This is a genomic window from Geothrix sp. PMB-07, from assembly GCF_030758935.1.
Classification (GTDB): domain Bacteria; phylum Acidobacteriota; class Holophagae; order Holophagales; family Holophagaceae; genus Geothrix.
Genome location: NZ_CP132333.1, coordinates 1,187,279 through 1,212,651, shown reverse-complemented (window position 1 = coordinate 1,212,651; position 25,373 = coordinate 1,187,279). Strand labels below are relative to the sequence as shown.

Here is a 25,373-nt window from a genome sequence, read left to right as displayed (position 1 = left end):
GGATCCGACTCCTTTGGAGTGGACCTTAACATTTAGCTTGGCTCTATTTGGAGGGGACAGGCCAATTCGACCTGTTTCTCGTAGGAATTTCCATCGCTGCAGTCTTATCTTCCAAAACGAATCGTTTCTCCCTGCTATCAAACATCTTCTTTGGGGTCTATTTTCTCAGTTCAATAGTGAAACACTTATACGCCTGTGAATTCACCGTTGTTCTGATTCTTACCGGCGTTCTCGCCATAGTTTTCTTGTTCAGTTTGTACATTAAGCGAACGAAGACAAATGTACAAACGGCCTAACCTTCCGCTCAACTCGGACCCTATCGCTGCGCGCTAGTGTCCTCAAACAATTCAGCATCCAGGTTCCCGCAGCAATAGGGCCGGTTAGCTTCTCTCGTTAGACGTCCACTCAGCCTTGCTGTCGCTTATACCGTTCGGCCCCCATTTCGATACCGTTCGCAGCTACCCGGCAACAAATAACCAGTGAGTCGTCATTATGTTTTCAACAGGGTTGGCCTAATGAATAGGCCTCCCCACATGGAGCCATACATGAAAAAGTTACTGCTCGTCCTGATTCTAGTCGCCCCATTGGCCGCTCAGAATTTCGAAGTCGGGGTCAACATTTCCCAGCAGAACTATACCAGTAGCACGGCGCCAGGTTTCGCTGGCCATTCAGACCCGGTCGCCTTCGATTTCGACTCGAAAACTGTGGTCGCTGCGCGAGTTGGCTATTCCTGGTTCGACATGGGTCCAGCCTTGTTCCAGGTCACAGCCGCCTACCAGCCTAAGACAGACACAGATCTGAAACCGAACGGCGTGACTGTCCCAACTAAACTCGGCTCTGAATACTGGGCCATCGGTGCCATGTTTAATTTTAAGGCATTGGTCGCAGTCGGCGCAGGTGTTGATTATCGTTTCGAGAAAACCACTAAGGCTAACATCTTCACCACCACGAATTCATACAGTCGGCCCTGGGCCCGCGTAAACGCAGGCTATGCCTTCCCGACTCCTCTCATCAAGCCCTTCATTGGTCTTGAAGTGGCTGCTCCTTTCACAAAGGAAAACGACGGTCCTAAGCTGCAGGTTGGTATCTACGCTGGTGTTCGCTTCTGAACAATCTAGGGTCATGAGCTTTGGCACGTCTAACCTTTCGCTCAACTCGGACCCTATCGCTGCGCGCTAGTGTCCTCAAGCAATTCAGCGCCCGTGTCCCGCAGCAATAGGGCCGGTTAGCTTCACTCGTTAGGCTTCTCAGAAACGCCCCGTGAAACCACTGCGCATCATCCTCATCATCGCTGCGGCTTTAGTGCTTCTCTACTTAATTGACCGAGTGGGGTTATGGGCTGAGCGCCGCGGCTGGATTTACTGGAGAAAGCGTAAGCCCTCAACGAACGCACTCGGTGCAGTCACTCTTGGCCTTCAGCAAATATTCGAATCCGGCAAAGCCAAGCATGTCATTGAGGTTCAAAATGAACCCAAGAAAGACCAACCCGATCCTGGTTCAGGCTCAGCCTAACCTTCCGCTCAACTCGGACCCTATCGCTGCGCGATAGCGTCCTCAAACAATTCAGCGTCCGTGTCCCCGCAGCAATAGGGCCGGTTAGCTTCTCTCGTTAGGCCGCTGAATGAGCACTCCTCAAAAGGCCCCAGACCCACCGATCCCTGACTTCGACCAAGCGGGTCTGATGGTTCCACCCTGGGTTAAATATCCTCATATTCCCTTAGGCTCCATCGGATGGCGCATGGGCTATGGGGAGGACTATTGGTTCAAATTCCGTGACTGGTGGTTGCCCCAGAAGGGCGAGATCCGGCTCAAAGTTAAGACCACCTATCCCGAACCTGAAAGGTGGCTCGGTTTTTATGAACGGCTTAAACACTGATCTACTATCATCGGCCTAACCCCTAGCTCAACTCGGACCCTATCGCTGCGCGCTAGTGTCCTCAAACAATTCAGCGCCCGTGTCCCGCAGCAATAGGGCCGGTTAGCTTCTCTCGTTAGGCAGGTCCCAATGGTTCTCCGAAACCTGACTGTGGCCATTTCCATTTCGGCAATAGCCTCGCTTGGCGCTCAAACCCCGCCAGTGAAATATGAAGCGAATGCCCCAATCAACAAGTTCATCCCATTTGGGAAAGCCTTCTTCAAGGCACATCGAGCTTCTGTTCTTCGTCACTGGATGGAAAAGTATCGAAACCCGAATTCTGAACTCGACGGTGAATTCCATACGGAGTTGCATCGTGGCTTCAGATTCGAATTCATCCGAGGTGATCGCTACACCAAGGATGAGGTGGTTGCGGTCGTCATCACAGACCCAACGATTCGGCTCCCACTCGGAGTCGCCCTCGGCGATACAAAGGAAAAGATCATCAAGCTACTGGGTCAACCTGCAATATCTAAGGATGAATCCATCGAATACGAACTAAGCTACGACTGGAGTTTCCTTACCTTTAGATTCACGAGAAACCGCTTGATAGAATTTGAAGTATCGTATGAGCACGAGTGACTATTCATCGAAACCGAATGCGTTTCCGCCCTGCCTAACCTTCCGCTCAACTCGGACCCTATCGCTGCGCGCTAGTGTCCTCAAACAATTCAGCGTCCGTGTCCCGCAGCAATAGGGCCGGTTAGCTTCTCTCGTTAGGCATCTCCGAAATCCATTTCAGTGAGCCGCCATCATGCCCGCACGCGAGATCTCAAAACTGCTCTTCACGACTGTCTATCCGCTGTACGTCCAGAAGGCCGAGCGAAAGAATCGGACGAGAGAAGAGGTGGACACGATCATCTGCTGGTTGACGGGTTACAGCCAAGACCAACTCAACCAACACAAGACTGTGAACATTGATTTTCAGGCCTTTTTCGACCAGGCTCCGACCATTCATCTGAACAGCTCTAAAATCACAGGTGTCGTATGTGGCATTCGGGTCGAGGAGATTCAGGATCCGATCACACAGAAAATCAGGCACCTCGATAAGCTCATTGATGAACTCGCGAAAGGCAAATCCATCGACAAGATTCTGCGCCAATAGACCGAGGCCAAACGAATGGCATCTCCAACCAACATCTGCCTAACCTTCCGCTCAACTCGGACCCTATCGCTGCGCGCTAGTGTCCTCAAACAATTCAGCCCCCGTGTCCCGCAGCAATAGGGCCGGTTAGCTTCTCTCGTTAGACCGCCACCCAACAATCGAATCCCGGAGTATTCCATGCAATCAGCAACATGGTCGCGAGTGTTTCGAATTGTTTGGCGAATCAATGCTGTCGCGCTTTTGCTTCTGGTTTTGCTAGCAATTGTAGGAATCACCTCAACCCTTGTTTCGGCCTTGTTCAGTTCCTCGGCCTCGAAACAAGCGCCCTCCCCAAATGTAGCTCCTGCCGAAGCTGGTAAACCTACACTCAGGCTTGCCCAATTTGAGCAAATCGCATCAACAGGGATAATCCGGGCTGAACTCCGATCTCCAGAATCAGGCTCGTTCAGCATCAAGGGCGGAAGTGGTACCGCTCACAACATCCTCTTCATTGACACTGCTGATGGCAGGTCCTGGTGGCTACTTCCAAACTCGGACTTATCTATCGAAGGTGATCGAACCATCGCTCTTCCAGGTACAGGCATGGATAGTCCCCTTGGTAAGGTCTACAACCTGGTTGATCCAAACAATCCAAATATGTCCTCGATATTGCTTTCAGACCTAAAGGGCATCAAGAAATCAACACTGGCCTCAGGTTCAGTCGTCTTAGATCAAGTTGTTGCACTCAGCCCTAATGAAGCCAAGATCATTTACCACGATGAGAAAGGCTTCCATGTCGCTGTGGTCAATCCAGTCGAAGCAACGAAAATTCGTGAATCCTCTCTTTCAATCACATTCCCACCAAGAAAATGATCGGCCCGCGGTCTAACCCTTCGCTCAACTCGGACCCTATCGCTGCGCGCTAGTGTCCTCAAGCAATTCAGCGTCCGTGTCCCGCAGCAATAGGGCCGGTTAGCTTCTCTCGTTAGGCACACCCGGCGCTTTCCCATCAGCTTCCGGGTTCGATCCTTCTCAATCGGAGTGCGGGGTTCAGCGCCCTGGCTTTGCCAATCGCGAATCTCTGCGCCGCGGTGGCTCAGACTCGCCATGAATGGCGGGCTTGCGCTGTCGCGCTGCGCAGCCGTTCTCCGCCACTCCTCCAGTGAATCCAGCGGCTTCTCGTGGCATCCTGGCTCCGCCGTTCCGTCCCTCCCCTCACCCCTGGCGCAATCCGCCTCAGTTCTTTGCCTTTGGGCTCGGGTATCCCCGCCGCTCCTCACGCTCGGGCGGCATCCCGTTCGTTGCACCCGATCCGAGCATCTCGAATGTTCGCGTGGGCTCCAGCTTCATCGGGTGCCTAACCTTTCGCTCAACTCGGACCCTATCGCTGCGCGCTAGTGTCCTCAAACAATTCAGCGTCCCGGTTCCCGCAGCAATAGGGCCGGTTAGCTTCTCTCGTTAGGCCTTACCCATGACCCCAGAGGAACAAGAACTACACGAATTTCTTCGCCTCTTTCACTGGGACATGGTGGAGGCACTTCAGATTGCACATCACCTTTCAATTTGCTCTGATTCCGAAATTGCAAAATCTCTCATCAGGGATATGGCCGTATGTTACGCACGGCCATTTTCCACCAATTTCGGAAACTTACTACCAAAGCATCAACTTAAGAAAAACTGCGTTCCGAAGGCGCTTCTCCCTCTTCATAAGGAACTGAACGATCTTCGCAATTCTCTTTTCGCACATTCTGATCTGAGGGTGCGAAAACCCAAGGTGGTCAAAGCGCAGTCATCACGCGGGCCCATTCATTGCCTAACAATGCGTACATGCGATTACGACTCGATCCAGCAACGGCTACCTCAATTCCAAGAATTGATTAGCTCCGTTGAATCGGTTCTTTCGGCAGAATTCCGTCGAATCGAAGAGTCCATGAAATGATCCCTGATCGGCCTAACCCTGCGCTCAAGTCGGACCCCGCCTGTATTGCCTTCGTTCCCTCTCATCATTTCGCTATCTCGGCTCCGCTCATCGCCTCGGTGCAGGCGTGGCCGCTTAGCTTCATCCGTTAGGCTTCTCAGAAACGCCCCGTGAAACCACTGCGCATCATCCTCATCATCGCTGCGGCTTTAGTGCTTCTCTACTTAATTGACCGAGTGGGGTTGTGGGCTGAGCGCCGCGGCTGGATTTACTGGAGAAAGCGCAAGTCCTCAACGAACGCACTTGGTGCAGTCACTCTTGGCCTTCAGCAAATATTTGAATCCGGTAAAGCCAAGCATGTAATTGAGGCTCAAAATGAACCCAAGAAAGACCAGCCCGATCCTGGTTCAGGCTCAGCCTAACCTTCCGCTCAACTCGGACCCTATCGCTGCGCGCTAGTGTCCTCAAACAATTCAGCAACCTGGTTCCCGCAGCAATAGGGCCGGTTAGCTTCTCTCGTTAGGCGTCATGTGAACTCCCCCAACTACCCTTGTCCTTCGTGCGGTTTCATCGTGTTCGATGAGCCAATCGGTTCTTACGACATATGCCCGTTATGCGGCTGGGAGGATGATCCAGTTCAGCTAGCAACACCAGGGCTACGGGGTGGGGCAAATGGAGGCAGCCTTCTTGATAACCAAATCAACATACTTAATGACCTTCCGCCCGAGATTTCCGAATGGCGGGGGTATAAGCGTGCCACTGATTGGAGGCCACTCTTTCCTTCTGAATGTTCAGTTGAGAATCCGTCCAATGGATCCGGCGTTAACTATTTCCACGCAGCATGTAAGGAAAACCCACCTTATTATTGGCGCGCTGACGCCTAACCTTCCGCTCAACTCGGACCCTATCGCTGCGCGCTAGTGTCCTCAAACAATTCAGCTCCCTGGTTCCCGCAGCAATAGGGCCGTTTAGCTTCTCTCGTTAGGCAGCCAATGAAGACACCGCTCCTCTTATTCGCAGCCTGCTCTTTGGCCTGGTCACAGGCCGTTGCCCTACCAAAGATCGGCGAAAAATTCGATGTCGCCATGAGAGATGGCTATCTAACCGTCTATGGCAGACACCCGCCATTCCCCTACGTTAATCGATCCTATGCAGCCATCAAATTTCAACTCGCTGTGGATCAAGATGAGCGCCTGATCTATATCAGCACTCAGGATCCCGAGTTCAAGACACCTGAACAGTTAAGGGTTGGCGCCACTTCTGATGAAGTTTTTGCGGCAGGCGGCAGCGCGATTGTCAGCGAACCAGGGTTTCCGCCCCACTCGCTATTACCTTCCGGATGGTGCGCTCAATTCCCTGAGCGTCCAATCAATTGCATTGGTTTCTCTTTACCTGAACCTCCTAAGGCATCGTTGATCGTAGGGTTCTTCAAGCGTGCGCCCATGCCTGCCTAACCTTCCGCTCAACTCGGACCCTATCGCTGCGCGCTAGTGTCCTCAAACAATTCAGCGTCCGTGTCCCCGCAGCAATAGGGCCGGTAACGATCCCCCGGCAAAGCCGGGGGCCTTATTATGTGAGCCGCTCAAAGCGGCTAAACGGGGTCGCTAACGCGGCCCCGAAGGTTGGAGCCACCTACTCGGTGGCCTCCTAGCGCCAAAGCTCCAGCTTCTCCAATCGTTCTTCCTCGCGTTCCTGGTTCTGGATGTACTGCCGTATCTGATGCTCGTCCTTCCCTACCGTCGACACCAGAAATCCTCTCGCCCAGAAATGCTGACCCGTGAAGTTCCTCTTCGTTTCTCCATATACACGGGCCAGATAAATCGCGCTCTTACCCTTCATAAACCCCACTACCTGCGATACGGCATACTTCGGCGGAATCGCCAACAACATATGTACGTGATCTGCCAGCAAGTGCCCTTCCAGCACTTTGCTTTCTTTCTGCCCAGCCAGCTGCCTGAACACTTCACCCAATCGCTCTCTCACCCTCCCATACATCACCTTCCTTCTTCGTTTTGGCACGAACACTACGTGATACTTACATTCCCACCTTGTGTGACTTAAACTTTCAAACAAGTCCATCTCAGTTCTCCTCAAGTGTGCTTGGCGGCTCACCTGATCAGTTCAGCGATGGACTCCCGTAGCTGTCAAACTCCGACTGTCGCCCCCGCATAGCGGGGGGCCTACCTTATGTTTTGGTTAGCTTCACTCGTTAGGTTTCTGATGCCCGAAACTCGCTTCGACCAAAGCCAATACCACGCGATGAAGGCCGTGTTCGAAGAAGTTCTCGGCCGTGAAAGCTTCGCCAAGGTAAAGGACTATGGCTCAATCAAAGCCTGGCGAACGGAGTCCAAGAGACTACTTAAAGCGATTTCCATCTCCCTCGCAGCAACAATTCAGGTCTACGACGATGAGTGGATGGCAGAGCTTCAAAGCCATATCCAACGGGGGATTTCTCTTGTCGAATCGTGCTCTGAACTCGATGAACTCTTTTCGAGCCTTGCCGCCACTCTCGCCCGAGTGACATTTCTACAAATCGGGTTTCTTCCCGTTGGTCACCGCAACATCGATCGGGTTCCGCTTACACCGAGTCAGTGGAAACTCGATCCGGTCCGTAGCGTTCAATATGTTCAGAATAATGAACAGCGTAAAACACAGCGCCGGCTCCTGTCCCGCAGGAAAGGCTCAGAATTGTGCGAAACCTAACCCTCCGCTCAACTCGGACCCTATCGCTGCGCGCTAGTGTCCTCAAACAACTCTGCGCCCGTGTCCCGCAGCAATAGGGCCGGTTAGCTTCCTTCGTTAGGCTTCTACGAGGTTATCAACTTGGAACCCAATCAACAGCCACTGACTATCGCCGACTCTCAGCGCAATATGCGCCACTCGTACCTTGGAGGCGCCCCCGGTGTCTTAGCATCCGGCCTGGTTTGGCTTGCTTCTGGGCTTGTTGCATTAAAGGGCTCTCCAGGGAGTTCGGTCCTAGTTCTATTCATCGGTGGCATGTTCATTTTTCCCATCGGAGTGGTAATCACCAAGGTTCTCGGGCGTCCAGGCTCACACGCACCTGAAAACAAGCTCGGTAGACTAGCACTCGAAGGAACATTTCAACTCTTGCTTTGCCTACCTTTGGCTTTTGTGATTTCCAGATATCGTATTGATTTATTCTTCCCTTCAATGTTGCTCATCATCGGCGGTAGGTACCTTACTTTCACAACCTTGTACGGTTCTCGTTTGTACTGGGCTTGCGGAATCTCGCTCTCGATCGCCGCATTTATCCTTGCCATTACCCACGCCACACCCGCAATGGGGGCCTTTACTGGAGCTGCAGTTGAATTTTCATACTCAGCCCTGATTTACCTCGCGATCCGCCATGAGCCATCAGCCTAACCTTCCGCTCAACTCGGACCCTATCGCTGCGCGCTAGTGTCCTCAAACAATTCAGCAGCTCGGTCCCCGCAGCAATAGGGCCGGTTAGCTTCTCTCGTTAGGCGTCCAATGCGATTAGCACCAGTACTCAAAGCCCCCTACCACACTGACGATAGCTGGTGGCACCTCTTACAGGATGACGACGAGGTGCGCTACATACTTGTCCATTGCGAGGCTTCGTTTGTCAGTTTCGACCGACTCATCAAGCTCAATCAAACAGAATTGAAGGAACTTCACGGACTCGGTTGGATATTTCTCCAATACCTTGCTAATCGAATCAACTACTTTGTAGACGATTACAAGAATCGGAGTATCACAGGCGAACTCCTCACGGCCGCAATAAACGCCACCAAGTGAGCGCCTAACCTCTCGCTCAAGTCGGACCCCGCCTGCATTGCCTTCCGCTCTCTCTCAACATTTCGCTATCTCGGCTCCGCTCATCGTCTCGGTGCAGGCGGTGCCGCTTAGCTTCCTTCGTTAGGCATCAGCTCAACTACGAATGGCTCTTTGATTCGCTACGCTTGATCAACGCCTTCGGTGGGCCAACTTCACCGCGCCGCACGCTGGATTTGCGCCGATTACGCTCGCCCGGCTCGTCCACGCGCCACGCCGGGCGAATGATCAAACGTACGTCAGCATCTTCATCGCCCTGGCGCTACCATCGGCATTGTCCGAGCGCCTGCCTAACCTGTCGCTCAACTCGGACCCAGCCGCAAGCGGCTGTGTCCTTGCTCCCTGGCAATTCAGTCTTTCCTTCTCTGCCAATCGTTCCAGCCGCGGCTGGTCCGGTTAGCTTCTCTCGTTAGGCACACCCGGCGCATTCCCATCGTCTTCCGGGTTCGGTCCTTCTCAATCGGAGTGCGGGGTTATCGCCCCGGCCCCGCCGGTCGTGAATCTCCGCGGCCCGGTAACTCACACTCGCCATGAATGGCGGGCTTGCGCTATCGCGCTGCGCGGTCATTCTCTACCACTCATTCGGTGAACCCAGCGGCTTCTCGTGGCATCCTGGCTCCGCCGTTCCTTCACTTGCCTCACCTCTGGCGCAATCCGCCTCAGTTCTTTGCCTTTGGGCTCGGCTTTCCCTGCCGATCTCCCCGCTCAGTCGGCACCCCATTCGCTGTACCCAATCCGGCCATCTCGAATGCCCGGGTAGGCTCCAGCTTCATCGGGTGCCTAACCTTCCGCTCAACTCGGACCCTATCGCTGCGCGATAGAGCCCTCAAACAATTCAGCAGCTCGGTCCCCGCAGCAATAGGGCCGGTTAGCTTCTCTCGTTAGGCGTTCAATGAGACTCCGAAAAGCCCTTCTCACTCTTGGTTGGCTCTTCGCCTCCACAGCTGCGTTATTCGCAGACGACTTCAAATTCACGGATGGACGCCTTGCTGGTGAGCCTGTGATAGAAATTCAGCTCACCAAATCGCAGGCAACACTGATACGAAGCCAGTTCAAACCTGGTATGAAGATCAAGCTTACAAAGAGGCAGCAGACTGAAATCCGTAAAAAGGCAAAGGCCAAAGCAGGCCCAACTGTTCTTGAGCTATGGAGAGCTACAGATCTAGAAGGTGATTGCTCATGCTTTCTTTGGAATATTGGTCTTGTCTATAAGGACGGTTGGGTCGAATTGCCAGTCCACCGTATCGTTTCAGATAAAGAAGCCGAAGACCGTCAACCCGCCCCCGAGGGTTAATGACTCGGCACACGCCTAACCCTCCGCTCAACTCGGACCCAGCCGCAAGCGGCCGTGTCCTTGCTCCCTGGCAACTCAGTCATCCCTTCTCTGCCAATCGTTTCAGCTGCGGCTGGTCCGATTAGCTTCTCTCGTTAGGCCACTCACACCCCATGAGCTCACCGATCCAAAATAAGGACATTCAGGAAAGAACCTTTCTTGATCGGTTTCGTCATGCCTACCAATTCTTCCCGGATGGAACAATCAAGAAAGGCGAGCCAGGCAAGGAACCCGACTTCATCGTTGAAAACCCTAACCAGCGAATCGGGATCGAGATGGCACGACTGTTCAGAGATGATGGCCGCGATCAATATGGGCTGCGCCCTCAAGCTCAGTTTCAGGATCGAGTTCTAAGTGAAACCAGGGAAATCTTTATAAGATCAACCGGGCAACGCTATCGTGTGATTCTCGGATTCCAAGAACGAAGTGGTATAGATCCAAAACGCATTAAGGAGATATCCAAATTTCTCGCTGATGTGATCGCCCGTGCTGTGGCCTTTAGACCGCCCACCTACGCAGACCCAACCATGATTGGCCTCTCAGAGCTCCACCCATTTGAGGGCGTTTTTGCGCTGGTGCAGATATATGACTTCAGTGAAGTATATGATTACACATGGTCTATCCAAAACGTCTTCAGCGTAGATCCGCTCAATGAATCTCTGTTGAACGCCCGAGTCACAGAAAAGGAAGCGAAACGCGCCAAGGGACTTTACTCAGGAATCGATAAGATCTGGCTACTGCTGTACATGGACTTCTTCGATCATGCGATGGATCAACAGGTCCCCAAAAAGTTATCGATCGAGCTTTGTCCTCACGGATTCGATAAAATCATAATCTTTAAAACCATCGAAGACACTTGCCTAGTAATCTATCCAGAATTTGCATGTTCCGAGCTGGCCTAACCCTCCGCTCAACTCGGACCCTATCGCTGCGCGATAGAGTCCTCAAACAATTCAGCGTCCGTGTCCCCGCAGCAATAGGGCCGGTTAGCTTCACTCGTTAGGCCATCAATGAGACTTCTACTCGCCACCATGCTTCTATCCTTAGGGTCTTTCTCAGCATTGGCCGCTGAAAAAATCTCCCTCAAAGCTTCGATCAGCCTTCTGGACAACTCACTTTGTGTCGGTCGGAAAGCACTCCTAATGGTTAAGCTTACGAACACAACCAAGCAGCGCGTCTATTTCGATGATTATGACTTCCGCGTGTCACTGGCTATCGGCTACTCAGATCGAACTGGATTCATTGGGCCATATTCTGGTGGTGTCCCCGGGGGGAGCGTCCATGGAGGCCCAAGTCCAATCATCCACCTTCATGAGAGAACGTTTGGCATTGAGCCCGGTGAAAGCATTATTAGATTCGCTTATCTAAATCCATCGATGCTCGTGCGCCCAGATCAAGTCAAAATCTCCGTCATAATTCATTTCCCAGGAACTTCTGATCTCTCACTAAAGGTTGAAGATTGGAATGAATATCAAGCTGAAGCAGAGATCGATTCGGTCATAAGACCAGAGACTTCAAATCAATGAAATCAGTATTGGCGGCTTCGGTGTCTGGCCTAACCCTTCGCTCAAGTCGGACCCCGCCTGCATTGCCTTCCGCTCTCTCTCAGCATCTCGCTATCTCGGCTCCGTTCATCGTCTCGGTGCAGGCGGTGCCGCTTAGCTTCATTCGTTAGGCACACCCGGCGCATTCCCATCGCCTTCCGGGTTCGATCCTTCTCAATCGGAGTGCGGGTTCAGCGTCCTCGCCCTGCCATTCGCGAATCTCTGCGGCCCTTTAGCTCAGGCTCGCCATGAATGGCGGGCTTGCGCTTTCGCGCTGCGCAGACGTTCTCTGCCGCTCCTCCGGTGAGTCCAGCGGCTTCTCATGGCATCCTGTCTCCGCCGTTCCTTCACTCGCCTCACCCATGGCGCAATCCGCCCCAGTTCTTTGCCTTTGGGCTCGGTCAACCCAGCCGTTCTTCACACACGGGCGGCATCCCATTCGTTTCACCCAGTCCAAACATCTCGAAACCCGGGTGGGTCCCAGCGTCATCGGGTGCCTAACCTTCCGCTCAACTCGGACCCTATCGCTGCGCGCTAGTGTCCTCAAACAATTCAGCGTCCTGGTTCCCGCAGCAATAGGGCCGGTAACGATCCCCCGGCAAAGCCGGGGGCCTTATTATGTGAGCCGCTCAAAGCGGCTAAACGGGGTCGCTAACGCGGCCCCGAAGGTTGGAGCCACCTACTCGGTGGCCTCCTAGCGCCAAAGCTCCAGCTTCTCCAATCGTTCTTCCTCGCGTTCCTGGTTCTGGATGTACTGCCGTATCTGATGCTCGTCCTTCCCTACCGTCGACACCAGAAATCCTCTCGCCCAGAAATGCTGACCCGTGAAGTTCCTCTTCGTTTCTCCATATACACGGGCCAGATAAATCGCGCTCTTACCCTTCATAAACCCCACTACCTGCGATACGGCATACTTCGGCGGAATCGCCAACAACATATGTACGTGATCTGCCAGCAAGTGCCCTTCCAGCACTTTGCTTTCTTTCTGCCCAGCCAGCTGCCTGAACACTTCACCCAATCGCTCTCTCACCCTCCCATACATCACCTTCCTTCTTCGTTTTGGCACGAACACTACGTGATACTTACATTCCCACCTTGTGTGACTTAAACTTTCAAACAAGTCCATCTCAGTTCTCCTCAAGTGTGCTTGGCGGCTCACCTGATCAGTTCAGCGATGGACTCCCGTAGCTGTCAAACTCCGACTGTCGCCCCCGCATAGCGGGGGGCCTACCTTATGTTTTGGTTAGCTTCTCTCGTTAGGCGTCGTCAAATTTGGAGCACCCGTGAACCCTTGGGCGATCAACCCTGTTTGGCAAAATTACTCGTCGCTCTTTAGGGAGGCTATCTCTGCAAGTGAGGCCAAAACGGAGATGGAGAGATCGCACCATATGACCGCGTCGCTGTACTTTGGAATCGCAGCTCTGGAAGCATTTCTAAATCAGGAAATGCGGCGGTATTTGTCGGCCTCGAAATCCGAAGACGAAATATTCGAAACTCTTCGGCGTGGAAAAATTATGTCAAAACTGAAAAAGTGGCCAACAGAACTGCTTGGAGCCCCGCTTCCCCTGGATTTGAAAACCTATGATTTGCTTACTGTCTTCAACGACATCCGTGGTGACCTAACTCACCCGAAAACTCATGGTTTTGATATCTATGCCAAATTAGATGATGTCGAACCAAGCTCAGTAATAGACTCCGTTGCCGAATATATTGTGAAATTCCACGAATTACAGAAGACCAGATTCCCTTACTGGCTATTCGGATGGAACTACCTAAATCCACGACCTGATGCCCATGAGATCTTTATCATCAATGATCAACAATTTGCGAATTCTATGAAATCACTCGGATTCAAGGTCTCTCAAGCCTTTTCCTCAGACATGGACCCTTGGTTAAATCACCACCTTGGCTCCTTCCAAGGATACCTGTCCTTGCGAAAGGCCCTGATTGGTCTTGATCGCTGTGAACCCAAATGGGATAGATTCCCCTTCAAACCGATTCTATGCCGTAATTGGTGGAAGGCGGAGCATCAACATAGCTGTGGAAATGTTAGTAAAGAGGCCATCGACCGCGCTCTTCGTTATGACGCCTAACCCTCCGCTCAAGTCGGACCCCGCCTGCATTGCCTTCCGCTCTCTCTCATCATTTCGCTATCCCGGCTCCGCTCAGCGCCTCGGCGCAGGCGGTGCCGCTTAGCTTCCTTCGTTAGGCGCCACGCATGTTCACTAGTATCCGATTCCATTCATCGCTCCTGACGTTTGCATTAATCGCCTTCTCGACTTCGGCTTACGCTCAGGCTAATTCGCACCCCTATTCCAAGGTTACGAGCGAGGCCAAACTCCGCCTGCTAACTCAGGTCCTCAAACTCCGCAAAGGAGATTCAGTCGAAACTGTATTCAAAGTCATGGGGAAACCAACGATTGACGAGCTCCTTTCCAAAAAGGAGAACGATAAAATTATTGGTCGCGAGTTAAGTTACTACCTCGACAGATGGGAAAAGGGTCTTGTCAATGAGCGACACGATGAATTGATTACAGTTTGGCTAGATTCTTCCAACCGGGTAAAGTCCGTGAGTATTCGATCTGAAATATTCAATGAATAGGCGCCTAACCCTTAGCTCAACTCGGACCCCGCCTGCATTGCCTTCCGTTCTCTCTCAGCATTCCGCTATCTCGGCTCCGCTCATCGTCTCGGTGCAGGCGCGGCCGGTTAGCCCCATTCGTTAGGCCTCTCGCGACATTCCAAGCCACTACCATCTCAGTCCTGGAGCACCATGGCCAAATACCTGATCTCCTTCCCCGCCGCTGCGATGGTCGTTCTCGATAGTGAACTAGAGACTGTAGGCCAAGACGCCCACGCGGTGATTGAAGAAGCGAAGGCCGCTGGCGTCTATATCTTCGGTGGTGGTATCGACGAAAACATCCCACCAGCCCTCGTTTCTGCGGATGGATCTGTCGCCCAAGGCGGCTACTCGTGGGCACCGAAACTCAATGGTGGGTTCACAATCCTAGATCTCCCCACCCGCGAGGAGGCTATCGCATGGGCCGCACGCATCGCCAAGGCCTGCCGTTGTAGCCAAGAACTGCGCGTTTTCGGTTTTGACCCGCGTTCCTAATGGCGCACTAATGCATATCGGCCTAACCTTCCGCTCAACTCGGACCCTATCGCTGCGCGCTAGTGTCCTCAAACAATTCAGCAGCCAGGTTCCCGCAGCAATAGGGCCGGTTAGCTTCTCTCGTTAGGCCCTCAATGAACGCTCAAGAAACGGCCCAACCCCACAAGCCTCACCGTATCATTCGCATTATTTGTGGAGTACTCGGGTTTCTCATTGCCTGGATTGCTCTCATTCCGGTGGCCATCTATTCGGTCAACGTCACTTCCAAGCTGGTAATCGGCGGATGGCTAGAACTAATCGTCATCACTGGAATCGCAATCGCCTTATGCGGGTGGTTCCCCAAAGTGAAGCCTTTCCTTACCCCATTTTCGATTACTCTCCTGGCAACCTTGTTCCTCATCTTTAGCGCCACTGCCATCAATTGGGAGCTTCGAAATTGGCGGCTTTCCCATAGGGCCACACTCGGCCTAACCTCTCGCTCAACTCGGACCCTATCGCTGCGCGCTAGTGTCCTCAAACAATTCAGCTCCCTGGTTCCCGCAGCAATAGGGCCGGTTAGCTTCTCTCGTTAGACCGCTTCATTTGCGTCCCTTGACAAGCGTATCCAATTGGCTACACTTGTTGTCATGAACACGCTCCTCCAAACCGACGAATTCCGCGCCTGGCTTGGGGAGCTGAAGGACCTTCGGGCCAAAGCTGTCATCTTCAATCGCCTTGACCGTGCCACCAAAGGGAATTTTGGCGATGCCAAGGCATTGGGAAGCGGTATCTCTGAAATGCGCATCGACTCTGGCCCTGGCTATCGGATCTACTACACCCGACGTGGCGAGATTGTTTACTTGCTGCTTGTCGGTGGCGACAAATCGACTCAGGCCCGAGATATCCAACACGCTAAATCCCTTCTCAAGTCTCTCCCTAAGGAGTAACCCATGGCCAAAATCACCCCCTTCGATGTTGCTGACTACCTCGACAGCGAGGAAATGATCGCTGAATACCTTTCTGTGGCTATGGAAGACCCTGATCCGGATCACTTCCTACAGGCCGTGGCCGCTGTTGCCCGCGCACGAGGCATGACTCAATTAGCCAAAGACGCCGGGGTTTCGCGTGAAAGCCTCTATAAAACCCTCGCGCCTGGCGCCAAGCCTCGGTATGAAACGGTCTTCAAGCTCATGCACGCTCTAGGCGTTCAGTTCAAGGTTCAGGCTGCTCACTGAAACTCGGCATAAACTGATTTCGCCAACCGATCATACTTCGGCGCGGTCTAACCTTTCGCTCAAGTCGGACCCCGCCTGCATTGTCTTTCGTTCTCTCTCAACATTTTTCTATCCTGGCTCCGTTCAGCACCTCGGCGCAGGCGTGGCCGCTTAGCTTCTACCGTTAGGCGTCTGTAGAAAGGAGGGCCGAGGTGACCACACTGCCTGGAATGCAGATGAGCCGGTTTCTGTTATTCCGGCGCCTGATCATCTTTGTTCTCGCCGGGTTGCTGATCTATTACCACATCTTTACACTGTGCGATCTGTATCTAGGCGCTGGCACCAGTGCTCATACAACATTCGAATACGTACAATCGATCCTTCGAGTGGTGATTACTCTCAGTTTGCTGCTCGTCGTCTTTGGCAAACGCTGGGCCTTGTGCGGGATGTGGGTCGGCATCACCGGGCTTATTGCAACGCACTATTGGGCGCATTTCGGGAACCTGCCCGTCGATTTCACCCTGGGTAGGCATCCGCTCTCCTATATCAAGGGCCTCATTTTTCCGACAATTATCACCTTGGCATTCCACACTTCAAGCCAGGTTGGCGATTCAAATGCAGACGCCTAACCTCTCGCTCAACTCGGACCCTATCGCTGCGCGCTAGTGTCCTCAAACAATTCAGCGTCCGTGTCCCGCAGCAATAGGGCCGGTTAGCTTCTCTCGTTAGGCCTCTCAACAAACCCTCGTTGTAGGAACCATCATGAGATCGAACATTCAAGCCATGATGCTATTGTTTTTGAGTGCTATTTGCTGCCATTCGGTCAATGCTTCGCAGCCAATCAACGGAGTGAAATTCAATATCCCTGAGGCCTGTCCTGGTATCAAGACCAAGGCAGAGATTCGGAGTATGGGTGGGGCTTTCACTCTTCTTGTCACTTTCATCGGCAAGCGTCCTACAGATGCAATGGCTGATAAGGCCAGTCGAACCTATCTCGCAAGTGCCATCAAACGATCGCCCGGTCACGACATGGCAGTTTCGACTTGGTTCCGTGCTAAGACTTCAGATAGCCCAGCAATGGATGAAATGATCCACCCGTACCCAGGTTGGTCTAAATCTAGTGGTGTGGCCCTACACAAAGCCTTGTACTACCGAGTTAAGTCTGGCTCCGTATCTGTAGAGTAATGGTCATGGTCGGCCTAACCTTCCGCTCAACTCGGACCCTATCGCTGCGCGCTAGTGTCCTCAAACAATTCAGCGTCCGTGTCCCCGCAGCAATAGGGCCGGTTAGCTGAAGCGCATCCGGGCTGCGTCCAGCACTCTCAGCCCCATCCACAACGGGATTCGCGGGTCCCGGCGGTACCAATACCGGATGCTTGCCCGGCTAATACACATCAAGCCATAAGCTGAACCATCTGCTTGGCCACAACATCTGATTGGGCTGAGAAGACCTCTCGGAAATATCAGTGCAATATTTTGGTTAAACTATTCCAGAAAATATCCTCTGGTGCTTCACCAAAATTGGGAAAGCCATCATTAACCTTATCTGCATTAAATTGCTTAATAATGTCCAAAAAATGAGTCTGTAAATTAATAAATGATGCCTCTTTTATAGAAAATATTTTCCAGTGACTATCAACGTATTTTATAAAAGTTTGTACCCAATCTTCTACATTATTATTTTGTTTATTTAATATTTGAAGGATCGCATGCTTGAATATATTCCTAATTCGAAATTGTGCAGCATTTACATGGAAAAGAAAATTCGGATGTAATTGGATGAGTTTTGGGGCCAGTTGCAAGTGCTCGCAGACATATCGAACCTCATCGATAACCACATCCCAGAATGGCACTTGGCCACTGATCCAAATCCTGCCAATCACATACCCAGAACTCCCATCGATCATAACGAATGCCCAAGGATCATCACCGACCGGAATGGTTCGAGCTGTAGCAGGGTGCGCCTTTGGATAGGGAAGGAAAGCACATTGAAAAACGTACCCACGCCCTCCTTGCCTGGTTCCAATCAAGCCGAGCAAGGGGTTCCTCTGACAAAGATAATCCCATGCTTCCGACGTCCTCAGGTGCGGATGTCTCACTAACCACTTCGTGGACTCTTTGACTCTCTGGTCGCATGTTTCAAGGTTTCGCTCCTTGAGAACCCTATGGATCGCTACGCCAGAGACTACACGGCCGACCTCAGTAAACAAGGCGCTTGAGAGCGCATGGCATCCCAACCAGGGCCGCAATATAGCAAAACGTACGATCGCGTCTCGAGCACCAGGATCCAGCCGTCTTGGATGATGTCGAGGAGCCCTAGACTGGTCCTGGAGCCCTCGAAGCCCATCTCTCTCATACCGGGCCCGCCATTTATAAAAACATGGTCGACTGACACCGAAAGCAAGGCAAGCTTCTGCCACGTTGCCTGTAGTCTTCACTCGCTCTAGAAGTGCGAGTCGTTCTTCGGGTTTCAATTTCCTTCGCCTGGTGACCATGGAGGGCTCGACGAGTGTATCGCTTGTAAGTAAATCAGTTGGAAATCGGGACTTCCCAAAGACTATCGTACCCGGACATTGTTTACACCATCCATGATTTAAGGATTGATTCAAGTCATTTTATAAATCAGAGAGGCCTATGCTGTCTTTATTCTCGGGTCTCGGAAAATCTTCCCCATTTCCAAGCCAGTGCCTACCATTGATCTACTCGGCGAGATCGCTTCAAGCGTAATTTAAATTATACATAGGCTTAACAAAATGTTCACTTTCCTTGCCCCAGGATTACGGTCGGCGTTAAGTAGGTTCAAGAGGGTCTATCTCTCGCTCTGATGGTGTCTATATCTGAACTCCTACCAACCAAACCGATGACCGGAGCCGAGTGCTCCGGTTTTCGCGTACGTCCCTCGCAGGCGGCAGGGTTTGGGCCTGCGCGTGGAATCACGAGGGCCCTCTGGGGGACTCTGGGCCGAAGGTTGAAGGGGCGGCCTTGTGTGAGCCACCTCCTACCCCGCAATCCATCGAACAACACCGGGGCCCTGGGTTGGATGCTCGGCCGACCCTCGCGGGTTCGCAACCCACCATGGACACGGCGCGGTCCGGCTTCAGAATGGGTGGATGGCCCTGGGGAAGCGCAGGGCTCAGACGAAGGAGCGGTTTTGACAGTGCCCCAGCTGAAGCAGCCGATCCAAAGCAGGTGGCGTCACCCGGCGATTCTGGCGCTAGGTCTGGTTCAGGGCTTGGGCGCCTGGGGCCAACAACCCTCGAGCATCATCGCCACCTGCCCGCCCCTTCCAACGGGGGTCACGTCGGTCACGGTGCTCGACAGCCAGGGCCGCTACGTGGGCCGCATTCCACCCCAGAACCGCTACTGGGCCACCCTCGACCGCATCCCCGGCTTCCTGCAACAGGCGCTGTTGGCGGTGGAGGATTCCCGGTTCTACGAGCACAGCGGGCTCGACTACCGGAGCATCGCCCGTGCCGCGATGAAGGATGTGCTCAAGGGGCGGATGGCCGAAGGCGGCTCCACCATCACCCAGCAGCTCATCAAGAACAAATTCCTGAGCTCGGCCCGCACCCTCGACCGGAAGATCGAAGAGGCCAAACTGGCCATGGAGTTCGAGAAGACCTATTCCAAGCAGCAGATCCTGGAGATGTACTTCAACGAGATCTACTACGGAAATGGGGCCCAAGGCATCGTCCAGGCTGCGCGCCTCTACTTCGACAAGAGGCCGGAGGAACTGAACGAGGGCGAATGCCTGTTGCTGGCGGGTGTGCCCAAGAATCCGAGCCGCTACAACCCCTTCGGAAAGCCCTCCGATGTGGCCGGGCGCAGGGATGTCGTCCTCAAGCGCATGGAGGATCTCCAGCTCATTACCCCTCAGCGGCGGCTGGCCCTCCAGGCCCACGGGGCAGCCACTCGGCCGTTGGGGCAGGCCCCTCAGTACCTCGCGCAGATCCGCGCGCAGCTCATCGGACGCCTCGGAGCTGCGGCCGTGGAACAGGGTGGCCTGGAGGTGATCGCCGCCATGGATCTGGATCTGCAGCGCCTGGCTGAACAAACCCTGAAAGAGGGCGTCAAACGCCTCTCTCCCGGATTGCAGGGCGCCCTGGTCTGCCTCGATCCCACCACGGGCGATGTGCTTGCGGCTGTCGGTGATGCTGAGGGAACCGCCAGCGCCATCAACCGCGCCTTCGTCTCCAGACGACAACCAGGTTCGGCCATCAAGCCTCTCATCTACGCGAATGCCCTGGAGAAAGGCCTGACGGCCGCCAGCCTCTGGAGCGATGAGGCCGTGGCCTATGAGGCCGGTCCTGGCCAAACCTGGAAACCCCAGAACTACGGCCGGGAAGAGTTCGGGGAGCTCTCCCTCCGCCAAGCTCTGGCCCATTCCGGCAACATCATCACCGTGAAGGTGCTGGAGACCGTGGGTGTGCCTTCCTTCGTGAATTTCGCAGGGAAGGCGGGACTCACCCTGCCTGCCCAGAACGGCCTCTCGCTGGCCCTGGGCACCGCCGAAGTCACCCTCAAGGACCTGGTGCAGGCCTACACCCCCCTGGCCAATGCGGGCATGAAGGCCGAGGCCCGAACCATCCTCCGGATCTATGACCGCAGGCGTCAGACCTGGATCGAGAATCCACCAGCCATCTCCCAGGCCATGTCTCCGGCGGCTGCGTTCATCACCACCCAGATGCTGAAAGACGTGCTCACCTACGGCACCGCCAAATCCCTGCGCCCCTTCAGCCAGGGCCGCCCTTCCGCGGGGAAGACCGGTACGACGGACAATGGCATGGATGCCTGGTTCGTCGGTTACACCCCGAACCTGCTGACGGGCGTCTGGATCGGCTACGACCAGCCCCGGCCCGGAGGGAAGGGCTTCACGGGCGGGGGCGTCGCCGCCCCCATCTGGGAACGCTTCATGACCAAGGCAGTGTCATCGCGCCCCACCCTGGATTTCCCCATGCCGGAAACCGTGGTGGTTCGCAGCATCGACCCCACCACGGGGCTGCTGGCCCAGGAGGCCTGTCCGCAGAAGCAGGATGAATTTTTCGTCTCCGGAACGGAGCCAGTCGAACCTTGCGCCACTCACGGGCTTGAACCGTTGCCACAGGAAGAGACCATCCCCAGATAGGCGGCTGTCCGAGCCTCCCCCCCGGGGCAGCGCCGATCAGCTGGTGGTGACGCCCTGCATTTCCTGCTCGCCCTGCACGAAGAGACATGGATGGTCCGATGGATCGCGCTTCCCGCAACCGGCTCACAGAACACAGCCTCGCCCTCTTTGCGGGCCCTTCCCTCTTTGATGCCATCGCGAGGGCCGTCTGCCGGGCAGGGTGTCTTCCCCGCAAGGAACTCTTTGAAGCCTGGGAGATGGCCCGCAGGGTGCGGCGCCGCTTCCGGGGCGGGCGCATCATCGACCTTGCCTGTGGCCATGGCTTGCTGGCCCAGGTTCTCCTGCTGCTGGATGACCGTTCGCCGGGGGCCGTGGCCGCGGACCGCCGCCTTCCGCCAAGCGCCGCCACCCTGCACGCTGCGCTGTGCGATGCCTGGCCACGCCTTCGGGGCAGGGTCCAGTTTGTGGAAACCGATCTCCAGAACGTGCCCCTGGAAGCCCAGGACGTGGTGGTCTCGGCCCATGCCTGCGGCGGATTGACCGACGTGATTCTGGCCAGGGCCGCCGAAGCCGGGGCCCGCGTCGCGGTGCTGCCCTGCTGTCACGACCTCGCCCGTGGGGACCTTGGTGGGCTGGAAGGTTGGATGGAGGGCCCTCTGGCCATGGATGCGACCCGGGTGGCCCATCTGCGAGCGCGCGGGTACCGCGTGTTCACGCAACAGATTCCTGGCGATATCACACCGAAAAACCGGCTGCTGCTGGGTGAACCAGAGCGCGAGCTCCCGCCTGCTCTTAGGATGAAAACCAGCGAAGCCTGAGGGGAGGTGTCGAGGTGAGTCAGGATCCAGTCATGCAGAAGTATCGGGAACAGATCGCGGGTCTTGACCGCGCCATCTTGGAAGCGCTCAACCAGCGGATCCATCTGGTCAGGCAGCTCAGGGACCACAAAACGGCCCAGGGCCTTGGTTTCCACGATGCAGCCCAGGAGGATCGCCTCATGGGCCACCTGCGGCAGGCCAACCAGGGCCCCTTGCCGGACGAAGGCCTGCGCGAGATCTTCAGCCTCATCCTGGCCTGGACCAAGCGGGGGGCTGTTCCCGAAGGGCCTCAAGGCGATTGAGGATTCCCTTTCAGGATGGCGAAGGCTCCGTCGCTTTTCGGGCCGCCGATTCTCCCGCCAGCCAGCCGGTGGAAAATGCAATCTGGAGGTTGTAGCCGCCCGTGTTCGCATCCAGATCAATCACTTCGCCGGCGAAGTAGAGGTTCTCGATTTTCCTCGAAGCCATGGTTCTGGGATCCAGGTCCCGCACCGATACGCCACCGGCGGTTATGATGGCCTCCTCCCAGCCCCCATGACCACTCACCTCGAAGCGCATCTCCTTGAGCAGGCCCAGGAGTTTCTTCCGCATGGGCCCCTGAATCCGCGCGATGGGATCCGCCACCCCGAGCCCAAGCTGTTCGCAAAACCCTGGAATGAGCTGGGGCGGCAGGAGTGATCTCAGCAGGTTCTGGCAACGACCGTCGCGATGGGCTTCCATGTCCCGCAGCAGCCGCGCCTCCAGTTTCGCCGGGTCCAGGGCGGGCTTCAGATCGAGGCTCACTGCGACCTTCCGGCCCGCAAGCCGAGCCTCGACAATTCGCCGGCTCAGACGAAGCACCGTGGCTCCGGCGAGCCCCTTGGCGGTGAATTCGGCCTCTCCGAATTCGCTGGCCTGCTTCTTCCCGTCGATCCAGAGGGTCAACCGTACGTTCTTGAGCACCAGGCCCTGGGCGCTGGCAAGGACTGGATTCGTCTCGATCCTCACCAGAGAAGGCCGCGGGGTTTCAACCCGATGGCCCGTGGCCTCGGCAAACCGGAAACCGTCGCCGGTGGAGCCCGTGCCCGGGTAGGACTGCCCGCCGGTGGCGAGGATGCCACAGCGCGCCTCGATGGTCTGCGAAGGTCCCGCGGCCTTCCGCACAACCCTCAGGCCCGAGAAGATGCCGTCTGCGATCACCAGGCCTTCCACGCGCGCGTGCTGGACCAGCTCAACCCCCTGGCCCTTGGCCCAGGCGATCAGGGCATCCGCCACATCCCAAGCCTGATCGCTGGCGGGAAACACGCGGTCATCGCGCTCGACCTTGGTGGCCACCCCCTGCGTCTGCAGCAGGGCCACGAGGTCGTGATGGAAGAAGGCGCCAAAGGCCTGGCGCAGGAACCTCGGCTCCGGGTAGATCTCCTGAAGGTGGGCTTCCAGGGGTTTCATGTTGGTGAGGTTGGCCCGCCCCTTTCCCGTGATGCGCAGCTTGCGGGCCGGCTGTCCCATCTTCTCCAGCAGCAGCACGCGGGCCCCCAGCATGGCTGCCCTGCCCGCAGCCAGCAGCCCCGCCGGTCCAGCGCCCACCACCACGACATCCCAGGGGCCCCTTATCGAGCCGCCTTCAGCTGCCTTCACCCCTGTACCCTCGCGTGCCCTTGCTCATGGAGCACCAACTCCATGCGACAGCGGGCGCAGTCGAAGCGGCATTCCAGCCGGGTGGATCCGTTCTCCAGGAAGAGGGGCCCCTGGGGTTCCGGGATGCGCGCCCAGGGTTCGGGGTTGTCGTGCACGTGGCACCAGCCCAGCTCGTATTTGACGCAGTGGCGTGTGGTCATCACCACGCGGCCATCGAGGCTGTCGTGCAGCTCCGCAGCCGGTTCCAACACTTCGCCACCGGCCCGCTCGTAGAAGGCCCGCGCAGCTCGGTTGGCGATGTTCCAGGAGAAATCCAGACCTCGCACCGGCAGGGGGTTCAGCTTCAAAGCGGGCCTCCGGCGCGGCTCCCGCGCCCGGGGGGCCCGGCGCAGGGCTTCCAGGGCCGCGGCCGCGTCACGGCGCAGGCTGTTGAGCACGCTGAGGGGCACGAAGCGCGGCTCGGCCACCTGCAGATCCGCCAATTCAAAGGGAGTGTTCCCCAGGCGGCCCAGGGCTTCATGGATGGCCTTGGCCGAGGCATCGACATCCCGGGGGGCAGCAAATTCCCCCGCGGCTTGAGCTACACCAGCAAAGCCGCCGGAATCCTCCAGGCGCAGACGCACGGCCCCCTCCGGGAAATCCAGGGCCGCCTTCACCGCGATGCGGCGCTCCACCTTGGCGCTGCGCAGGGCTTTCAGCCAATGGAGGTCCAGGTTCCGATGCAGGCGGGTGCCCACCTTGATGCGCGAGGGATCCTGCACGAACAGCTGGCGGGGCTCCACGGCATTGATCACCGTGCCCGCCACCTCAGCGCCCTCCACGAAGGCGAGGCCATCCCCCGGATGCAGGCCCTCGGTCGTATCCAGCACGAGGCGGTCGCCCTGGATGGATCGCACCTGGCCGATGAACTCGCCCAGGTGCTTGCCGGATTCCAGGTTGCCCATGCGCTGGCGCTCGCCGTCGATGCGGTAGGAGGACAGGCCGCGTTGGAACGTCTTGGTCGGATCGGGCGTGAAGGCGTGGCTGACCGCACCGAGGGAGGCGCGGCCCAGCTCGGGGCGGCGGTGCAGGAGCAAATCCAGCTTGCGGCGCACCTGGCTGACGATGTTCTTCACATAGTCTGCATCCTTGAGCCGCCCCTCGATCTTGAAGCTCTGGATGCCCGCATCGGCCATGGCTTCCAGGTGATCGGACAGGTCCAGATCGCGGATGTTCAGCAGGTGCTTCTCCCGCACCAGCACGTGGTTGGAGGCATCGATGAGGTTCCAGGGCGCGCGGCAGGGCTGGGCGCATTCGCCGCGGTTGCCGCTGCGCTCGCAGATGGCGCCGCTCAGGTAGCACTGCCCGCTCTCACCCACGCAGAGGGCCCCGAACACGAAGGCCTCCAACTCGATGTCTGCGGCGCCGTGGATCGCGCGGATGTCGTCCAGGCTCACTTCCCGGGCGAGGATCGCCCGGCTGAACCCCGCGCTGGCCAGGAAGGCCACCTTCTCCGGGCTGTCGCAAACCGCCTGGGTACTCGCGTGGATGGGAATGGGCGGGAGGTCCATCTCCAGGAAGGCCATGTCCTGGAGGATGAGGGCGTCGACGCCCGCTTCATACAGCTCCCAGGCCTGGCGCCGCGCAGCGTCAAGTTCGCCATCGAACAGGATGGTGTTGAGGGTTGCAAAGACCTTGGCCCCCCAAAGGCGGGCCTCGGCCGTGAGCAGCTCAAAGTCCTTCAGCTCGTTGCCCGCCGCCTGCCGGGCGCCGAACTGCGGGCCGCCCATGTACACGGCGTCGGCGCCACAGCGCAGCGCCAGGATCCCCTGGTCCGCATTCTTGGCGGGAGCAAGAAGTTCGAGTGTCATGGGCACCAGGGTACCAGTCACGGGCAAACCTCGCGATGAATCCATTCCGTCGACGGGTGGAACCGA

General features: G+C 55.9%; 25 protein-coding genes and 1 pseudogene. 20 read left to right on the top strand and 6 right to left on the bottom strand.

Annotation, left to right across the window (positions count from 1 at the left end; genetic code table 11):
* Positions 1 to 545: 545 nt before the first annotated feature.
* The 8 genes from Q9293_RS05270 (at position 546) to Q9293_RS05240 (ending at position 6,371) form a co-directional block, all read left to right on the top strand.
* Positions 546 to 1,109 (top strand): hypothetical protein, encoded by a 564-nt coding sequence (locus tag Q9293_RS05270; protein ID WP_306250765.1) that lies wholly within the window; start codon positions 546 to 548, stop codon positions 1,107 to 1,109.
* 151 nt (positions 1,110 to 1,260) lie between these two features.
* Positions 1,261 to 1,512 carry a hypothetical protein gene (locus Q9293_RS05265; protein ID WP_306250763.1) on the top strand — a complete coding sequence of 84 codons (252 nt, stop codon included), beginning with the start codon at positions 1,261 to 1,263 and terminating at the stop codon, positions 1,510 to 1,512.
* Between the two features lie 514 nt (positions 1,513 to 2,026).
* A complete protein-coding gene (locus Q9293_RS05260; protein ID WP_306250761.1) occupies positions 2,027 to 2,497 on the top strand; it encodes a hypothetical protein in 471 nt (156 codons plus the stop codon).
* Between the two features lie 172 nt (positions 2,498 to 2,669).
* The gene (locus tag Q9293_RS05255; RefSeq protein ID WP_306250759.1) at positions 2,670 to 3,020 is read left to right on the top strand and encodes a DUF2200 domain-containing protein; all 351 of its coding nucleotides are present in this window, start codon (positions 2,670 to 2,672) and stop codon (positions 3,018 to 3,020) included.
* Between the two features lie 177 nt (positions 3,021 to 3,197).
* The gene (locus Q9293_RS05250) at positions 3,198 to 3,872 is read left to right on the top strand and encodes a hypothetical protein (protein ID WP_306250757.1); all 675 of its coding nucleotides are present in this window, start codon (positions 3,198 to 3,200) and stop codon (positions 3,870 to 3,872) included.
* A 1,215-nt stretch (positions 3,873 to 5,087) separates the two neighbouring features.
* Positions 5,088 to 5,339: a hypothetical protein gene (locus tag Q9293_RS05245; RefSeq protein ID WP_306250755.1), complete on the top strand. Its 252-nt coding sequence runs from the start codon at positions 5,088 to 5,090 to the stop codon at positions 5,337 to 5,339.
* Positions 5,340 to 5,447: 108 nt separating this feature from the next.
* Entirely contained in the window at positions 5,448 to 5,801 is a 354-nt protein-coding gene (locus Q9293_RS18640) for a CPCC family cysteine-rich protein (RefSeq protein ID WP_372342176.1), read from the top strand.
* Positions 5,802 to 5,909: 108 nt separating this feature from the next.
* Positions 5,910 to 6,371 carry a hypothetical protein gene (locus Q9293_RS05240; RefSeq protein ID WP_306250753.1) on the top strand — a complete coding sequence of 154 codons (462 nt, stop codon included), beginning with the start codon at positions 5,910 to 5,912 and terminating at the stop codon, positions 6,369 to 6,371.
* Positions 6,372 to 6,564: 193 nt separating this feature from the next.
* Here Q9293_RS05240 and tnpA (Q9293_RS05235) read toward each other — a convergent pair whose 3' ends face one another.
* Positions 6,565 to 6,996 carry an IS200/IS605 family transposase gene (gene tnpA, locus Q9293_RS05235; RefSeq protein ID WP_306246724.1) on the bottom strand — a complete coding sequence of 144 codons (432 nt, stop codon included), beginning with the start codon at positions 6,994 to 6,996 and terminating at the stop codon, positions 6,565 to 6,567.
* 141 nt (positions 6,997 to 7,137) lie between these two features.
* Between tnpA (Q9293_RS05235) and Q9293_RS05230 the strand changes: the two genes are divergently transcribed.
* From Q9293_RS05230 to Q9293_RS05220, 3 genes are all read left to right on the top strand, one after another.
* Positions 7,138 to 7,620 carry a hypothetical protein gene (locus Q9293_RS05230; protein WP_306250751.1) on the top strand — a complete coding sequence of 161 codons (483 nt, stop codon included), beginning with the start codon at positions 7,138 to 7,140 and terminating at the stop codon, positions 7,618 to 7,620.
* Positions 7,621 to 7,788: 168 nt separating this feature from the next.
* Positions 7,789 to 8,301 carry a hypothetical protein gene (locus Q9293_RS05225; protein WP_372342197.1) on the top strand — a complete coding sequence of 171 codons (513 nt, stop codon included), beginning with the start codon at positions 7,789 to 7,791 and terminating at the stop codon, positions 8,299 to 8,301.
* Positions 8,302 to 10,179: 1,878 nt separating this feature from the next.
* Positions 10,180 to 10,968, top strand: a complete 789-nt coding sequence (locus Q9293_RS05220) for a hypothetical protein (RefSeq protein ID WP_306250747.1) — start codon at positions 10,180 to 10,182, stop codon at positions 10,966 to 10,968.
* Positions 10,969 to 12,304: 1,336 nt separating this feature from the next.
* On the opposite strand, the gene tnpA (Q9293_RS05215) is transcribed toward Q9293_RS05220, so the two are convergent.
* Positions 12,305 to 12,736 carry an IS200/IS605 family transposase gene (tnpA, locus tag Q9293_RS05215; protein WP_306246724.1) on the bottom strand — a complete coding sequence of 144 codons (432 nt, stop codon included), beginning with the start codon at positions 12,734 to 12,736 and terminating at the stop codon, positions 12,305 to 12,307.
* A 157-nt stretch (positions 12,737 to 12,893) separates the two neighbouring features.
* On the opposite strand from tnpA (Q9293_RS05215), the gene Q9293_RS05210 reads away from it, so the two are divergent.
* The 6 genes from Q9293_RS05210 (at position 12,894) to Q9293_RS05185 (ending at position 17,103) form a co-directional block, all read left to right on the top strand.
* Positions 12,894 to 13,703, top strand: a complete 810-nt coding sequence (locus Q9293_RS05210) for a hypothetical protein (RefSeq protein WP_306250745.1) — start codon at positions 12,894 to 12,896, stop codon at positions 13,701 to 13,703.
* Between the two features lie 680 nt (positions 13,704 to 14,383).
* Positions 14,384 to 14,725 (top strand): YciI family protein, encoded by a 342-nt coding sequence (locus Q9293_RS05205; protein WP_306250743.1) that lies wholly within the window; start codon positions 14,384 to 14,386, stop codon positions 14,723 to 14,725.
* Between the two features lie 626 nt (positions 14,726 to 15,351).
* Complete coding sequence (locus Q9293_RS05200) at positions 15,352 to 15,651, top strand: type II toxin-antitoxin system RelE/ParE family toxin (RefSeq protein WP_306250741.1); 300 nt, start codon at positions 15,352 to 15,354, stop codon at positions 15,649 to 15,651.
* 3 nt (positions 15,652 to 15,654) lie between these two features.
* Positions 15,655 to 15,939, top strand: a complete 285-nt coding sequence (locus Q9293_RS05195) for an addiction module antidote protein (protein WP_306250739.1) — start codon at positions 15,655 to 15,657, stop codon at positions 15,937 to 15,939.
* Between the two features lie 191 nt (positions 15,940 to 16,130).
* Positions 16,131 to 16,547, top strand: coding sequence for a hypothetical protein (locus Q9293_RS05190; protein WP_306250736.1), 417 nt, complete (start codon positions 16,131 to 16,133; stop codon positions 16,545 to 16,547).
* A gap of 133 nt (positions 16,548 to 16,680) precedes the next feature.
* Positions 16,681 to 17,103 carry a hypothetical protein gene (locus Q9293_RS05185; RefSeq protein WP_306250734.1) on the top strand — a complete coding sequence of 141 codons (423 nt, stop codon included), beginning with the start codon at positions 16,681 to 16,683 and terminating at the stop codon, positions 17,101 to 17,103.
* 278 nt (positions 17,104 to 17,381) lie between these two features.
* On the opposite strand, the gene Q9293_RS05180 is transcribed toward Q9293_RS05185, so the two are convergent.
* Complete coding sequence (locus tag Q9293_RS05180; RefSeq protein ID WP_306250732.1) at positions 17,382 to 17,957, bottom strand: hypothetical protein; 576 nt, start codon at positions 17,955 to 17,957, stop codon at positions 17,382 to 17,384.
* 177 nt (positions 17,958 to 18,134) lie between these two features.
* Positions 18,135 to 18,413, bottom strand: a pseudogene (locus tag Q9293_RS18635) (helix-turn-helix domain-containing protein); the annotation flags it as partial.
* A 725-nt stretch (positions 18,414 to 19,138) separates the two neighbouring features.
* On the opposite strand from Q9293_RS18635, the gene Q9293_RS05175 reads away from it, so the two are divergent.
* The 3 genes from Q9293_RS05175 to Q9293_RS05165 all read left to right on the top strand — a co-directional run bounded on the left by Q9293_RS05175 (position 19,139) and on the right by Q9293_RS05165 (position 22,142).
* Positions 19,139 to 21,043, top strand: a complete 1,905-nt coding sequence (locus Q9293_RS05175) for a transglycosylase domain-containing protein (RefSeq protein ID WP_372342196.1) — start codon at positions 19,139 to 19,141, stop codon at positions 21,041 to 21,043.
* A 98-nt stretch (positions 21,044 to 21,141) separates the two neighbouring features.
* Complete coding sequence (locus Q9293_RS05170) at positions 21,142 to 21,840, top strand: methyltransferase (protein WP_306250730.1); 699 nt, start codon at positions 21,142 to 21,144, stop codon at positions 21,838 to 21,840.
* Between the two features lie 32 nt (positions 21,841 to 21,872).
* Complete coding sequence (locus Q9293_RS05165) at positions 21,873 to 22,142, top strand: chorismate mutase (RefSeq protein WP_306250728.1); 270 nt, start codon at positions 21,873 to 21,875, stop codon at positions 22,140 to 22,142.
* 10 nt (positions 22,143 to 22,152) lie between these two features.
* Here Q9293_RS05165 and Q9293_RS05160 read toward each other — a convergent pair whose 3' ends face one another.
* Positions 22,153 to 23,457 carry an NAD(P)/FAD-dependent oxidoreductase gene (locus Q9293_RS05160; RefSeq protein ID WP_306250726.1) on the bottom strand — a complete coding sequence of 435 codons (1,305 nt, stop codon included), beginning with the start codon at positions 23,455 to 23,457 and terminating at the stop codon, positions 22,153 to 22,155.
* Entirely contained in the window at positions 23,454 to 25,307 is a 1,854-nt protein-coding gene (locus Q9293_RS05155; RefSeq protein WP_306250724.1) for a U32 family peptidase, read from the bottom strand. The genes Q9293_RS05160 and Q9293_RS05155 overlap by 4 nt, the downstream gene beginning before the upstream one ends.
* Between the last annotated feature and the right edge of the window lie 66 nt (positions 25,308 to 25,373).

What these genes read in the sequence shown, in the direction of transcription:
- Q9293_RS05270 (WP_306250765.1), top strand. Translation starts at nt 546, where the DNA reads ATGAAAAAGTTACTGCTCGTCCTGATTCTAGTCGCCCCATTGGCCGCT.
- Q9293_RS05255 (WP_306250759.1), top strand. Translation starts at nt 2,670, where the DNA reads ATGCCCGCACGCGAGATCTCAAAACTGCTCTTCACGACTGTCTATCCG.
- Q9293_RS05250 (WP_306250757.1), top strand. Translation starts at nt 3,198, where the DNA reads ATGCAATCAGCAACATGGTCGCGAGTGTTTCGAATTGTTTGGCGAATC.
- Q9293_RS05240 (WP_306250753.1), top strand. Translation starts at nt 5,910, where the DNA reads ATGAAGACACCGCTCCTCTTATTCGCAGCCTGCTCTTTGGCCTGGTCA.
- tnpA (WP_306246724.1), bottom strand. Translation starts at nt 6,996, where the DNA reads ATGGACTTGTTTGAAAGTTTAAGTCACACAAGGTGGGAATGTAAGTAT.
- Q9293_RS05230 (WP_306250751.1), top strand. Translation starts at nt 7,138, where the DNA reads ATGCCCGAAACTCGCTTCGACCAAAGCCAATACCACGCGATGAAGGCC.
- Q9293_RS05225 (WP_372342197.1), top strand. Translation starts at nt 7,789, where the DNA reads ATGCGCCACTCGTACCTTGGAGGCGCCCCCGGTGTCTTAGCATCCGGC.
- Q9293_RS05220 (WP_306250747.1), top strand. Translation starts at nt 10,180, where the DNA reads ATGAGCTCACCGATCCAAAATAAGGACATTCAGGAAAGAACCTTTCTT.
- tnpA (WP_306246724.1), bottom strand. Translation starts at nt 12,736, where the DNA reads ATGGACTTGTTTGAAAGTTTAAGTCACACAAGGTGGGAATGTAAGTAT.
- Q9293_RS05205 (WP_306250743.1), top strand. Translation starts at nt 14,384, where the DNA reads ATGGCCAAATACCTGATCTCCTTCCCCGCCGCTGCGATGGTCGTTCTC.
- Q9293_RS05200 (WP_306250741.1), top strand. Translation starts at nt 15,352, where the DNA reads ATGAACACGCTCCTCCAAACCGACGAATTCCGCGCCTGGCTTGGGGAG.
- Q9293_RS05195 (WP_306250739.1), top strand. Translation starts at nt 15,655, where the DNA reads ATGGCCAAAATCACCCCCTTCGATGTTGCTGACTACCTCGACAGCGAG.
- Q9293_RS05185 (WP_306250734.1), top strand. Translation starts at nt 16,681, where the DNA reads ATGAGATCGAACATTCAAGCCATGATGCTATTGTTTTTGAGTGCTATT.
- Q9293_RS05170 (WP_306250730.1), top strand. Translation starts at nt 21,142, where the DNA reads ATGGATCGCGCTTCCCGCAACCGGCTCACAGAACACAGCCTCGCCCTC.
- Q9293_RS05165 (WP_306250728.1), top strand. Translation starts at nt 21,873, where the DNA reads ATGCAGAAGTATCGGGAACAGATCGCGGGTCTTGACCGCGCCATCTTG.
- Q9293_RS05155 (WP_306250724.1), bottom strand. Translation starts at nt 25,307, where the DNA reads ATGACACTCGAACTTCTTGCTCCCGCCAAGAATGCGGACCAGGGGATC.